The organism is Vibrio sp. Vb0598 (genome assembly GCF_033338935.1).
Taxonomy (GTDB): Bacteria; Pseudomonadota; Gammaproteobacteria; order Enterobacterales; family Vibrionaceae; genus Vibrio; species Vibrio alginolyticus.
In genome coordinates, this window is sequence record NZ_JAWOTP010000002.1 from 363,903 (window position 1) to 376,707 (window position 12,805).

A 12,805-nucleotide genomic window follows, 5' to 3' on the forward strand; every position below is an offset into this window, starting at 1 on the left:
GAATGGTATGACGAGTATCCACTCGAAACTATCACGAGTACGGAAGCCTCGTGTCCACATTACCTATGATGTTGAAACTGAAGGTACAACTCTTAAGAAAGAACTGCCTTTTGTTGTAGGTGTAATGGGTGATTTCGCTGGTCAAAACACAGAAGCGTTGAAGCCATTAAAAGACCGCCGTTTTATTCAGATCGATCGAGATAACTTTGACGATGTACTCAAAAAAATGAATCCATCGGTGAAGTTTAAAGTTGCGAATAAGCTTGCGAATGACGATTCACAGTTTGAGGTCGATTTAAACTTTAAATCAATGCAAGACTTTGAGCCTGCTGCGATCGTAAATCAAGTTGATCCACTACGCCAATTGATGGAAACGCGTAATAAACTGCGTGATTTGATGACAAAAGTTGACCGCTCAGAAGAGCTTGAAAATATCCTAGAGGATGTTTTGAACAATACGGACAATCTGGCAAGACTTGCAGGCGAGTTAGATCTTGACAAGAAAGCGAAGTCAGACAGTACTGAAGGAGCGGAATAATGACGACTGAAGCTGAAAAACAGTTAGATCCAACAGTTAATGAACAGACAACTTCATTCTTAGATCAAGCTATTGGTGCGACTAAGCAGACCGAAGCTTCTCGTGCTGAGGAGCTGATTAAAACGCTCGCTGAAGAAGCAATGAAAGGGACAGTTACTTGGAACAAAAACCTAACAGTAACTTTTCGTGAAGCGATTAATTTGCTCGATAGGCAGATTTCTGATCAGTTGTCTGAAGTAATGCATCACCCAGTATTACAGAAACTCGAAGGTTCTTGGCGCGGCTTAAATTATCTAGTGATGAATTCAGAGACCAGTTCTACTCTGAAAGTTCGCATGATGAGTATGACCAAGAAAGAACTACATAAAGACTTGAGCAAAGCTGTTGAGTTTGATCAAAGCCAGATCTTTAAAAAGGTTTACGAGTCTGAGTTTGGTAGTGCTGGTGGTGAACCGTATGGTGCATTGATTGGAGACTATGAGTTTACCAACCACCCAGAAGATATTGAGTCGTTACGCCTAATGTCAAATGTAGCGGCTTCTGGCTTCTCTCCATTCTTGTCCGCGGCTTCACCAGCACTATTCGGCTTTGATGAGTGGACTGAGCTGTCAAAACCACGCGACCTAGATAAGGTATTTGAATCACTAGAATACGCCCAATGGCGTTCGTTCCGCGAGAGTGCCGATTCGCGCTTCGTTAGTCTGACGATGCCAAAAGTCCTTGCTCGTTTGCCATACGGACAAGCTACCGCTCCAGTCGAAGAGTTTGGGTTTGAAGAGTTCGAAGTAGATCCTGTTTCAGGTATTGCTGTTAACGCTGAACATAACGACTACTGTTGGATGAACTCTTCGTATGTTCTTGGTGTTAAGTTAACTGACGCATTTTCAAAATATGGATTTTGTACTGCCATCCGTGGTGCAGAAGGCGGCGGTCGAGTGGATAACTTGCCAACGCATTTCTTCATGAGTGATGATGGCGACCCTGATATGAAGTGCCCAACAGAGATTGGTATTACCGACAGACGTGAGGCGGAGCTTGGTAAGCTTGGTTTCTTACCGCTTTGTCACTACAAAAACACCAACTATGCAGTGTTCTTTGGTGCGCAAACCTGTCAAAAACCAGCGAACCATGAATCCCCTGAAGCAACGGCCAATGCGGCCATTTCTGCCCGCCTACCTTATATGATGGCAACATCTCGTTTTGCGCATTATTTGAAAGTAATGGCTCGAGATAAAATTGGTAGCTTTATGGAAGCAGAAGACGTTGAGTCTTGGCTGAACCGCTGGATCCTAGGTTACGTCAATGCTTCTGAAGGCGGTGGTCAAGAGATCAGAGCGAAATACCCTCTAGCAGACGCTCGTGTTCAGGTTAAGGAAATTCCTGGCGCACCTGGTTCTTACAATGCCGTAGCATGGCTGAAACCTTGGTTGCAAATGGAAGAACTGACTACATCTTTGCGACTTGTGGCCAAGATCCCTCAGTCAGGTGGATAAGAAACGAATTGGCTGGTCGAAAGGCCAGCCATGACCAATCTTTATGTTCTAGATGGAATTAGCAGTGTCACTTAACTTTCGCGACCCTAGCAAGCTAAAACATGAGTTCAGTACCGGAGGCTACGCTGAACTTGATAGCCCGTGGTTGACTCGATTCAATGAATCTTCTGATCTTGTATCGTCAGCGCGAATTTGGCTAGAAGGTACACGTTCAAGAGATTTGGACAGCTTTCGTCATAGTGTGATGAACACAATTAACCGCATTGATGAGCTATTAGAATCTCAACTAAATGAAATATTACATCATCCTGAGTTTCAACAGCTCGAAAGGGGGTGGGTTGGAGTTAGGTATTTATGTGAACAGGTTGATTCTCGTTCATCGGATTCTGTAAAAGTTAAGGTTTTAACGGCGACATGGAATGAAATCAGTAAAGATGCTTTAAAAGCCATCGAGTTTGACCAATCAGCACTATTTAAGTTGCTCTATCAAAATGAATATGGGATGGCAGGGGGAGAACCCTTTGGTGTGGTGGTTGGAGATTATCAGCTTCGCTGTGATCCTAGTAAAAATTATTTTGATAGAGATCTGTCTGTGTTGAGTAAGATCTCTCAGTCTGCAGCTGCAGCATTCAGCCCATTTATCATGTCTGCATCGCCAGAGATGTTTGGTGTTGATAGTTTCGCTCAACTCTCTGCGATAAGAGATATAGCGGCCCAATTTGAACAGGAAGATTATGCAAAGTGGCGTAGTTTGAGAGACAACGATGACGCTAAATTTATTGGTTTGACTGCACCTAACGTCTTGTTCCGTCAGCCATACAAAAGTGATGGCTCGCGGAATGATAAATTCAATTTTCAAGAACACATCTACGACTCCAATCGAGATTTGCTATGGGGGAGTAGTGCGTACTGTTTTGCTGCCGTATCAATTAGAGCATTTCAGGAACATGGTTGGTTCACGCATATGCGAGGGATTAAACAAGGCGATTACAGTCAGGGTATTATCGTCGCTCCTACAAGGAGCAAGATGCGTGTTAATGGCAAGAATGATCGTGAAAGATGTCCGTTAAACTTGAAAATCTCTGAGAGAAAAGAACAAGAATTGTCTGAGTGCGGTTTTATTTCTATTTCTCCAATACCTGAGACCGATATGGTGGGGATGACCTCAAATGTATCTCTCTACAAGCCCAAACAATACGCAGAAAAGCATATTTCAACGAATGCAAAACTGACATCGATGTTGCAATACACATTGTGTGTATCGCGAGTCGCACATTATCTCAAGGTTATGGGGCGTGACAAAATTGGTGGGTATCAAGACGCAGAAAGCCTAGAGCGTGACTTTCAACGCTGGTTACATCAGTACACTACCGCATCAGATGAAGCGTCTGATGAGCTTCGAGCTAAATACCCCCTAAATGAAGCGAAAATTACAGTTCGAGAGAAAAGAGAAACTCCTGGACATTATTACTCAGTTATCCATTTGCGACCGCATTTTCAACTCGATCAAATGGTATCTAGCATTAAATTAATTACCGAATTATCACCAGAGCACATGGTGTAAGGAAATAACAATGACTCAATGGAAAAATGCTTTGTCCCAAGGCCTATTGCAACACGCTCTAGAGCAATTAATTGATGAAATTAAAGCAACCCCTAAAGATGCGAGCTTGAGAAGTTCCTTCATTGAGCTTCTTTGCATTGATGGGGACTTCGAGCGTGCGGACGCTCAGCTCATGCAATCGATTAAATTGTTTCCTGAGTATCTGCCTGGTGCAAGTCAGCTACGACATTTAGTGAAAGCAGCTCAAGCTAGAAAGGATTTTATCAATGGTGCGGCTAGTGCCAAAGTATTAGGTGATGAGGAATTAACTAAAGAGCTTGTTCGATTTAATCTTGCTCTCGGAAATCAAGAGTACGAAGAAGCGTCACGTCTATCGCATCGCATTGAAGAGCATCGTACTATTAAAGGGTTTAACGTAAACGGCACAAACTACGAAGATGCTAGAGATATTGATGATCGTTTAGGTGGTTACATTGAACTGTTTTCTACAGCAGGTAACTATTTTCTTGTACCCATATCGAGTATCCATACGCTAGAAGTTAAAGCACCTGCTTCTTTGTTAGAGAGTATTTGGCGACCTGTCGAGTTTGATATCGATGGACTTGGTGAAGGCGAAGGCCATATGCCTTTGACGTATGTCGACTCAGAGACCGATGCGCAAAAGTTAGGTCGAGAAACGGATTGGAAGCAGATTGGTGAGCAAGAATCTTTTGTTGGCTTGGGTCAAAAATGTTGGTTAGTCGGTGACTCAGCGCTTCCAATCTGTGATTTGACTACATTATTAGAACAGAAACAAATAGCGTAGAAATATCATGTCGTTAACCGTTTCTCTGCTCGACAAATTGATAGATAGTGATCCTCTCGCTCGGGATGAGAAAGACTTCCCTGCAAGCCAGCAACAGATGTTGAGCAGCTTACTTAGAGATCTAGAGTCGATGCTGAATAGTCGTATTGGATGGAAAAATATTCCTGATGATCTTCTAGAGGTTCGTTATTCAATATTGAACTATGGGCTGCCAGATTTTTCCTCAATGCCCTATAGCAGCCAAGAAGGGCAGAATCAGCTTTGCGACATCGTTCATGATGCAATTAAAGAGTTTGAGCCGAGGTTAAGGAACCCTCATGTCCAGATTTCGGACGAGAAAAACGCTATTGATAGGGTATTGAGGTTACAGATAAATGCCACTTGCTTAATTGATAACAGTATTCATGAAGTGCGATTCAATTCTGAAGTAGAGCCGGTAAATTTAGGTATGAAACTGAGTAGAGCAAAATGAGTGAAGAGTTTCTCAAGTACTATAATCGCGAGTTAGCTTATTTGCGTCACAAAGGGCAAGAGTTTGGTGAGCAGTATCCCAAGATTGCCGCGAGACTTCGTATTAGTGAGGAACAGGTTGACGATCCACACGTAGAAAGATTGTTAGAAGGCTGCGCATTTCTAACAGCAAGGATTAGACAAAGCTTAGACAATAGTTACCCTCAGTTTACAGAGTCTTTGATGGGACAGTTATATCCGGATTTTCACGCCCCAATCCCGTCAATGTCAGTCATTAAAATGAGCTGTTCTAACTCCACTTCCTCTTATTTTGATGTAGAAGAAGGCGAGCGAGTTGTTATCGGTGCTACTGGATATCATGAATGCGAGTTTAGAACTTGTTATCCGGTCAGAATGTATCCTGTTGATGTGACCTCTGGCGTTTTTAAAAATGCGCCTTTCAAGCCAGTTGGCTCACGATGGGAAAGCAATGCTCATTCAGTTTTGAAAGTACAGCTCACGGCTCAAGATGAAGAGACTCCTCTTGGTGAAATGGGGATAGAACGGCTGCGCTTCTATTTAAACGGTCAATCTCAATTGACTTTTAAGCTCTACCAAATGCTGTTTCAAAACCTAATTGGTTTATCTGTTGTTGTGGATGGCAAAGAAGTTCGTCCTTTAACCAAAAGACATCTTTCTGAAGTAGGATTTTCAGAAGATGAGAAAGTTGTGCCATACAGTAAAAGAAGCTTTTCAGGAGCAAGATTACTTGTTGAGTATTTGCACTTTCCTGAGAAGTTTATGTTCTTTGATATCACCGAACTTGGATTATCTGAGCTAGATCTTGGAGAGCAAGTCGAACTGTATTTTTACTTTGATACCAACGATGACTGGCTTCCAAAGCAAGTGGACGAAGAAAGCTTAATGGTAGGTTGTGTGCCTGTAATCAACTTATTTAAAAGTATTATGGAGCCTAAGCGTATTCTACCAACTGAATACGATTACCACTTGTCTCCGCAATACCAAGAATCTGAAAGTAATGAGGTTGTCTCAATTTCTGACGTAACGTTGAGAAACTGGAACAAAACGTACCACAATTTGCCATGTTATCACGCTGGTGAGCACACGCATTATACAAACACTAGTGAGATTTATTGGTTGATGAGACGTGAGGATAAGAACTGGGCTGGTGGGTATGATGAGCCAGGTAGAGAAACTTACATTTCTTTTGTTGATAAAAAACATCAGTTGTTCAGCCCGGATAGCCGGGAAAACTGGTTAATGTACGTGGAAGCTGAGTGCTGTAACCGCAACTTAGCGCAGAAACTTCCATTTGGAGGTGGGCTGCCGCAAGTATCTTTACCGGAGGTAAATGACAATTTCGAATCTGTTCGTTGTTTAGTTTCTTTATCAGAAACTATTCGGCCAGAAATGGATGAAAGCACACGATGGCAGTTAACTAAGCTTTTAACTTTAAACCATTTTACCGAGGAAGATGGTTTAGCAACTTTGAAGCAGACCCTTAGTCTCTATGCATTTTCTGGGACAGCAGAAACGAAAGCGGTAATCGATGCTTTAACTAAGTTAGAGTTTGAGCCTACTACAGGAAGAATTAGTCAGAAAGGTAAAGTTGGATTTGCGCACGGTATAAAAATTATTTTGACGGTTTCTGATCAAATTTTACCTAAAGAGCAGATCTTTCTCTTAGGTAGTGTTTTATCTGTTTACTTCTCGCAATATGCTGAAATTAACATTTTTACGCAGTTAGAAATAAGACTTAAGTCCACGGGAAAGTCTTTCCACGTATGGCCCGCATTAACTGGCGATAAGGTGTTGCTATGAGCGCGGAACAGTTTTATCGAGAATTAAAGCAACATCCATTGTTTGAAGCGATTCATCTTATTGAACACGAAGTTCTGCAAGCAGAGGCGCAAATAGGAACAGATGCGTTACCGAAGCATGAAAAGCTAAACTTAAAGGTTAATCCATCATTAGGTTTTGAAAATGCTCAGCTTTGTGAACTGAAAAATATAGATGACAACAAGTTAGAGATTGAGACCAATTTAATTGGCCTAACGGGTGAGCAAGGTGTGCTTCCCCAGCACTATAGTGAATTAGCTTTACATCGCCAAAAAGAAGGCGATACGGCTATGGTGGACTTCTACGATATTTTCAATCATCGCTTATTATCTCTTTATTATCGATGTTGGCAACTGAGTCAGCTGACTGTTCAGTCTCGTGCGCATGCGCAGGGCGCGCGTTCGCCGTTAGAAAGCTGTAAATCGGCATTAACTGGGGAAGGGAGTTCACTGTCCCGGCACTATGGTGGTGTGTTTGCTTCACCAATGAGAAGTAAAGGTGGACTAAAAAGTATTCTTGAATGTTTATCTGGATGCCAAGTAAAAGTTCATGAATTTCAAGGACAATGGTTACACCTTACGAAAGAAGAGCAAACACGCCTTGCATCCCGAACTATGCCTGAAGGGCAGTTTGCTCAACTTGGTTTAGGAGCTTCTTTGGGTTCGAAAGCATGGAATATCAACGCGGGGACAACAATAGAATTTCTGCCAAAAGATAAACAGCTAGTTAGTAAATTGCTTCCTAACCAACCCAATATAGCAATCATTAAGAACGCTGCTTATGAGTTGATTGGAAAACATAAACAACTGAAGTGGCAGCTCACCACCAAACATAGTTTGCTACCACAAGCTTGTTTATCGAAACAGCAGGGGCAGTTAGGTATTGGTTCTGTGCTTAAAAAACACGAACGTACAAAAGATCGAACTATAACAATTACTATTTAAAGGAAATGTAATGGCTTCACTCTCACTTTCAGCGTTGGTCGAAAGATTGTCTCCTCAGGCTAAGGAAACACTTGAACAGGCAGCTGCGATGGCAAGCTCCCGAACTCATCACAGTATTGAAATGTCTCACTGGTTAATGATGATTATCCGCCATCCTGACGATATTTACTCTGAAGTTTTTGACGAATTTGATGTCGATAAAATCAAGGTTGAAACAGATATTCAAAAGGCATTAGAAAAATACAAAACAGGATGCCAGTCGGTGCCTGGGCTATCAGCTCATACAGTGACTGTTATGCAAAATGCCTTGTTATCTGCAACCATTGAATTCAATCAAGAACAGTTGGGGTGCATCCATCTTTTATTTGCCTACTTGTCTGATGATACGTTAGTCAACATGGCTGGTTCGATTAGTCCTGAACTAAACAAGATAGAACCATCTCGCTTATTGAACTTTAAAGAAAGTAATGCGCCTCAATCAAGATCGAATGACTTAGCGCAGTCAAACGCGAATTCCGCCTTGAATCAATTTACAACAGACCTTACTGAGCAAGCTAGGGAAGGTAAAATAGATCCGGTGATTGGTAGAGATAATGAAATTCGCCTAATGATCGATATTTTATTAAGACGCCGACAAAACAACCCGATTCTTACGGGAGAAGCTGGTGTTGGAAAAACAGCCGTTGTTGAAGGTTTGGCGCAAAAGATCATTGATGGCGATGTACCTCCCGCTCTGCAAAATGTGGCAATTAAGTCTCTGGATTTGGCGTTACTGCAAGCCGGCGCAGGCATGAAAGGTGAGTTTGAAAACAGGCTTAAGAACCTTGTGAAGGAAGTAAACGACGCTCCACAGCCTATTATATTGTTTATTGATGAAGCTCATGGCCTAATTGGCGGTGGTGGGCAAGCGGGCCAAGGTGATGCGGCGAATATTCTGAAGCCAGCATTAGCGAGAGGTGAACTCAGAACGATCGCAGCAACAACGTGGGCAGAGTATAAAAAGTATTTTGAAAAAGATGCAGCTTTAACTAGGCGTTTTCAAGTCGTAAAGGTTGATGAGCCAGCCCCTGAGCTCGCGATTGAAATGTTACGAGGCTTACTTGATGTAATGGCACAACACCACGATGTTCATATCACTAACCAAGCTCTCAATGCAGCGGTCCAACTCTCAGCTCGATACATTAATGGTCGTCAACTGCCAGATAAAGCGGTTTCTGTTTTGGATACGGCCTGCTCTCGAGTTGCGTTAAGTCAGTCATCTACACCGGGAGGCCTAGATGCGAAAAGAAATAAACTTAAAGCAAAGCAAGCTGAGTATGAGCATCTTAGCCAAGAGAATCGGCTAGGAGCATCTCTTGATGTGCAGCTGCAAAGTGTCCGAAAAGAGATTGATGCGCTATCTAATGACATTATTGAATTAGAAGTACTTTGGGAAAAAGAAAAAGAATGGGTAAATGAAGCTAAGTCACTTAGAACCCAAATAATCCAGGAGGGTTCTGAGACTGCGAGAGACAAGTTACAAGAGCTTGAAAATAACCTCTCCGCTAACTCACAGCCCTTAGTTTTTTCGCATGTAAATGAAGCGCTAATCGCAGAAGTTATTTCGGATTGGACCGGTATACCGCTGGGTAAACTTCAGGATGATGAAATCCAAGCAGTATTGGGTTTGAAAGAAAGTTTGTGCAAGCGAGTTGTCGGGCAGGATCACGCTTTAGAGCTCATGTCTGAAGTGATAAAAACTGCGAGTGCGCAGCTCACGGATGAGACACGACCAAATGGTGTATTTCTCCTAACCGGACCAAGCGGAGTGGGTAAAACCGAATCGGCTTTGGCGATTGCAGAGAAAGTGTATGGTAGTGAAGAAAATGTCACGACTATCAATATGTCGGAATTTAAGGAAGAGCATAAAGTCTCATTGCTATTAGGTTCTCCTCCTGGTTATGTCGGTTATGGAGAAGGAGGTGTACTGACTGAAGCTGTTAGACGTAAACCTTATAGTGTAATTCTCCTCGATGAAATGGAAAAAGCGCACCCTGGTGTTCAAGATATTTTTTATCAGGTATTTGATAAAGGCTCAATTAAAGACGGTGAAGGTCGAGATATAGACTTTAAAAACACTATTATTATTATGACCGCGAATACAGGGACCGAAACGACGATGTCTTTGTATTCTGATCCTGATTTAGCTCCTGAGCCGTCAGCACTAAAAGATGCTTTACGCGATGATTTGTTGGTTGACTTTAAACCTGCATTTTTAGGGCGTGTGAATGTATTACCCTATTTGCCTCTATCAAAAAAAGTATTGATAGAAATAACAAAATTAAAATTGGATAAAATTACGACTCGTATTCGTAAGCACTATAACGCTGACCTGTTTTTTGATGAGGAACTAATTAATGATATTGTAGACAATAGCAATGAGTCTGGGAGTGGTGCGCGTGTGGTACAAACAACCATAGAAAATACATTGCTTCCGAAGATTTCTCATGAAATATTGCATGCAATTCTTAATGATAAGACGTTTGATGAAATTATTGTTAAAGGTACAACTAGTGGACTTGATGTCTCAATAGTTTAACATCCTTTACACTCTCAATAATAATTGGGAGTTGGTTCATATTAACTATTATTTTTTATAAAAAACGCTTAAATTAAATCTTATTTAAAGATATAACAGGGCGTATTTAAAATGAAGTTTTTGATACATTAATCACTAATTATCACCAAACGTCAGATAATTAAATTACTACGATATATGTCAATTAATAATGCTATAGGAGATTAGCATGCAGTCTAATACGTATCTTAAATACGCAGATATTAAGGGTGAGGCAACAGCCGAGCAATACAAAGATTTGATTACACTACTATCTGTAGATTGGAGTGTAGGTCGTGAGATCTCATCATACACTGGTACAGCGATGGACCGTGAAGCGAGCGCTACTCGTCTATATGATTTGACTATCACCAAACTTCAAGACCGTTCTTCTCCTGACTTATTTAAAGAAGCGACGATTGGTAAAGGTAAACCAGCGGTTTTCCATATTACTAAGCAGGGTGAGAAGGTTGAAGAGATCATGAAGATCGAACTGACTGATGCGATGATTTCTAACTACTCAGTTTCTATCCAAGACGATCGTCCAGTTGAAACTATCACAATTTCTTACACAGAAATGATGATGACAGTGACTCCTACTGACGATAAGAACAACACTTCTGCTCCATTGGTATACGGCTACAGCGGTGTTAAAGGTCAACAAATGTAATTTTCATGCGGGGGAGTATTCCTCCGCATTTTTTTGAAAGAAGTATTTAATGAAAAGAGCAACTCAAGATAACAATTTCATCCGAATTTCTTCCCCATTCGGTAAAGATGCCATCATACTAAACTCGTTTGAGTATAGAGAAGAGATCTCAGAACTTTTTTCATTGCGTGCTAAAGCTTACTTTAATGATCAACGAAGTGAGTTAAACGAAATTATTGGTAAGGAAGTTACCATTACCCTTAAAAATAATGAGGATGTTTCTTCAAATCCTCGTTATATGCATGGTTATGTTTCTGCTGCAAGATTAGAAGGGAAAAGGGTTTCTAATACACATAAAGGCGAAAATTATAAAAACATAGAATTATTAATAGAGCCTAAATTACGTTTCGCTGAATATCGAAAAAATTGCAGAATATTTCAGCATAAAGATATAAAGGAAATTATCTCTGAAGTACTATCGGAGCATAGTGTTGCCTTTAGTTTTGAGTTAACCAAGTCCTATCCTAAATACACATACAAAGTACAATATGAAGAATCAGATCTTGAATTTGTTCGACGTCTGTTATCGGAGGAGGGGCTATCATTTAGTTTTACACATACTAAGTCTGCCCATACGCTCAATATTTTTGATGACATCAGTTTTTATAAGCCGGGTACTGAGTTTTTAGTCGATTTTGATACAGGTACAGCGAAATCTAGCCACATTTCTTCTTGGCATGAAACGCAAATTCTGACTACTAAAGCGAGTCAAAAGTCAGGCTATAACATGCTCAAGCCTTCTTCGAATCCTAAAAATACTGCAAAGGGTGAAAGTGATTTTTTTACAGTACCTGGAAGCGAGTATTTTGAATACATGGGTGAAATGGAGAGCAATGATCAATACGCACTGAGAAACACGCATGCAATAGAAGCACTACAGCAAAATGCATATTTGTGTCGTGGCGAGGCTACGTGCAGAACATTCAGTGTGGGCAAGTGCTTCAAGTTTAAAAAGCATGAAGATAAATCTCGAGTCGGCAAAGAATATGTACTGTCTTCTGTTTTTTTGTCTGCTGCTGTTTATAACCAGACTGGTCAAGGTGGGACCGGTGCGCAAGGTGTCAAAGTCTCGTTTAGTTGTGTTGACTCAAAGACAATCCTGCGTCCTTCAGTTAACTACCCGAAACCTCAGATGAAAGGTTTGCAAACCGCAGTAGTTACGGGGAACAAAGATGGTGAAATTTACATAGACAAACATGGCCGTATCAAAGTTCAGTTTCACTGGGACCGTGTTGGTAAATACGATGTAAATAGTTCATGTTGGATTCGTGTTGCGCAAAATATTGCAGGTAACGGATGGGGGTCGGTGTTTCACCCTAGAGTCGGACAAGAGGTCATCGTCGAGTTTGTTAACGGAGACCCTGATCAACCAATCGTTACGGGGTCACTATATAACGGTAGTCAACTCCCTCCTTACGCTTTACCAGAGCAAAGTTCTCAGAGTGGTTATAAATCACGCTCTGTACAAAAAGGTACATCCAATTTTAATGAGTTGCGCTTCGATGATAAGCCTGGTGAAGAGCACATTTATCTTCATGCTGAAAAACTGTTCCAAATGCTAGTTGAAGACTGTGTTGATATCGCCGTTGAAAACAGTAAAACCGAAAAAGTGACCAATGATGTTAATCAAGAGGTTGGTCAGAACGCGAGCTTGAAAGTAGGTAAAAACTTTTCGAATGAAACGGGTGAAGTACTGTCTTTTAATGCAGGAAAGAGCGTCGAGATCAAAGTAGGTGGTGCTTCTATTCAGATGTCTAGCTCTGGAGAAATCAATATCAAAGGTAATAAAATATCCATTAACGGCTCAGCTATTGCTCTTAAAGCTGGGCAAATTTCATTGAACTAA

Annotated in this window: 10 protein-coding genes; all 10 read left to right on the forward strand. The window is 41.2% G+C overall.

The annotated features are described in order from the left end of the window. The first annotated feature begins 7 nt into the window (after nt 1-7). The 10 genes from tssB (at nt 8) to tssI (ending at nt 12,805) form a co-directional block, all read left to right on the forward strand. Entirely contained in the window at nt 8-538 is a 531-nt protein-coding gene (gene tssB, locus R7Q38_RS04095; RefSeq protein WP_005387524.1) for a type VI secretion system contractile sheath small subunit, read from the forward strand. Further along, complete coding sequence (gene tssC, locus R7Q38_RS04100) at nt 538-2,031, forward strand: type VI secretion system contractile sheath large subunit (protein WP_239939169.1); 1,494 nt, start codon at nt 538-540, stop codon at nt 2,029-2,031. Before tssB ends, tssC (R7Q38_RS04100) begins: the two co-directional genes overlap by 1 nt. 52 nt (nt 2,032-2,083) lie before the next feature. Then, nucleotides 2,084-3,595, forward strand: coding sequence for a type VI secretion system contractile sheath large subunit (gene tssC / locus R7Q38_RS04105; protein WP_025767712.1), 1,512 nt, complete (start codon nt 2,084-2,086; stop codon nt 3,593-3,595). 10 nt (nt 3,596-3,605) lie between these two features. After that, entirely contained in the window at nt 3,606-4,400 is a 795-nt protein-coding gene (locus R7Q38_RS04110; RefSeq protein ID WP_005387519.1) for a type VI secretion system accessory protein TagJ, read from the forward strand. A gap of 7 nt (nt 4,401-4,407) precedes the next feature. After that, nucleotides 4,408-4,872, forward strand: coding sequence for a type VI secretion system baseplate subunit TssE (tssE, locus tag R7Q38_RS04115; protein ID WP_042520997.1), 465 nt, complete (start codon nt 4,408-4,410; stop codon nt 4,870-4,872). Continuing rightward, nucleotides 4,869-6,692 (forward strand): type VI secretion system baseplate subunit TssF, encoded by a 1,824-nt coding sequence (gene tssF / locus R7Q38_RS04120; RefSeq protein ID WP_318114086.1) that lies wholly within the window; start codon nt 4,869-4,871, stop codon nt 6,690-6,692. The genes tssE and tssF overlap by 4 nt, the downstream gene beginning before the upstream one ends. Then, nucleotides 6,689-7,654 carry a type VI secretion system baseplate subunit TssG gene (gene tssG, locus R7Q38_RS04125; RefSeq protein WP_053349935.1) on the forward strand — a complete coding sequence of 322 codons (966 nt, stop codon included), beginning with the start codon at nt 6,689-6,691 and terminating at the stop codon, nt 7,652-7,654. The genes tssF and tssG overlap by 4 nt, the downstream gene beginning before the upstream one ends. Before the next feature lie 10 nt (nt 7,655-7,664). After that, complete coding sequence (tssH, locus tag R7Q38_RS04130) at nt 7,665-10,232, forward strand: type VI secretion system ATPase TssH (protein ID WP_239939170.1); 2,568 nt, start codon at nt 7,665-7,667, stop codon at nt 10,230-10,232. 208 nt (nt 10,233-10,440) lie between these two features. After that, complete coding sequence (locus R7Q38_RS04135) at nt 10,441-10,920, forward strand: Hcp family type VI secretion system effector (protein WP_005375967.1); 480 nt, start codon at nt 10,441-10,443, stop codon at nt 10,918-10,920. 49 nt (nt 10,921-10,969) lie between these two features. After that, entirely contained in the window at nt 10,970-12,805 is a 1,836-nt protein-coding gene (gene tssI / locus R7Q38_RS04140) for a type VI secretion system tip protein TssI/VgrG (RefSeq protein ID WP_239939064.1), read from the forward strand.

Excerpts from the sequence above, each read along its gene's own strand:
- tssB (WP_005387524.1), top strand. The coding sequence starts at position 8 with ATGACGAGTATCCACTCGAAACTATCACGAGTACGGAAGCCTCGTGTC.
- tssC (WP_239939169.1), top strand. The coding sequence starts at position 538 with ATGACGACTGAAGCTGAAAAACAGTTAGATCCAACAGTTAATGAACAG.
- tssC (WP_025767712.1), top strand. The coding sequence starts at position 2,084 with ATGGAATTAGCAGTGTCACTTAACTTTCGCGACCCTAGCAAGCTAAAA.
- R7Q38_RS04110 (WP_005387519.1), top strand. The coding sequence starts at position 3,606 with ATGACTCAATGGAAAAATGCTTTGTCCCAAGGCCTATTGCAACACGCT.
- tssE (WP_042520997.1), top strand. The coding sequence starts at position 4,408 with ATGTCGTTAACCGTTTCTCTGCTCGACAAATTGATAGATAGTGATCCT.
- tssF (WP_318114086.1), top strand. The coding sequence starts at position 4,869 with ATGAGTGAAGAGTTTCTCAAGTACTATAATCGCGAGTTAGCTTATTTG.
- tssG (WP_053349935.1), top strand. The coding sequence starts at position 6,689 with ATGAGCGCGGAACAGTTTTATCGAGAATTAAAGCAACATCCATTGTTT.
- tssH (WP_239939170.1), top strand. The coding sequence starts at position 7,665 with ATGGCTTCACTCTCACTTTCAGCGTTGGTCGAAAGATTGTCTCCTCAG.
- R7Q38_RS04135 (WP_005375967.1), top strand. The coding sequence starts at position 10,441 with ATGCAGTCTAATACGTATCTTAAATACGCAGATATTAAGGGTGAGGCA.
- tssI (WP_239939064.1), top strand. The coding sequence starts at position 10,970 with ATGAAAAGAGCAACTCAAGATAACAATTTCATCCGAATTTCTTCCCCA.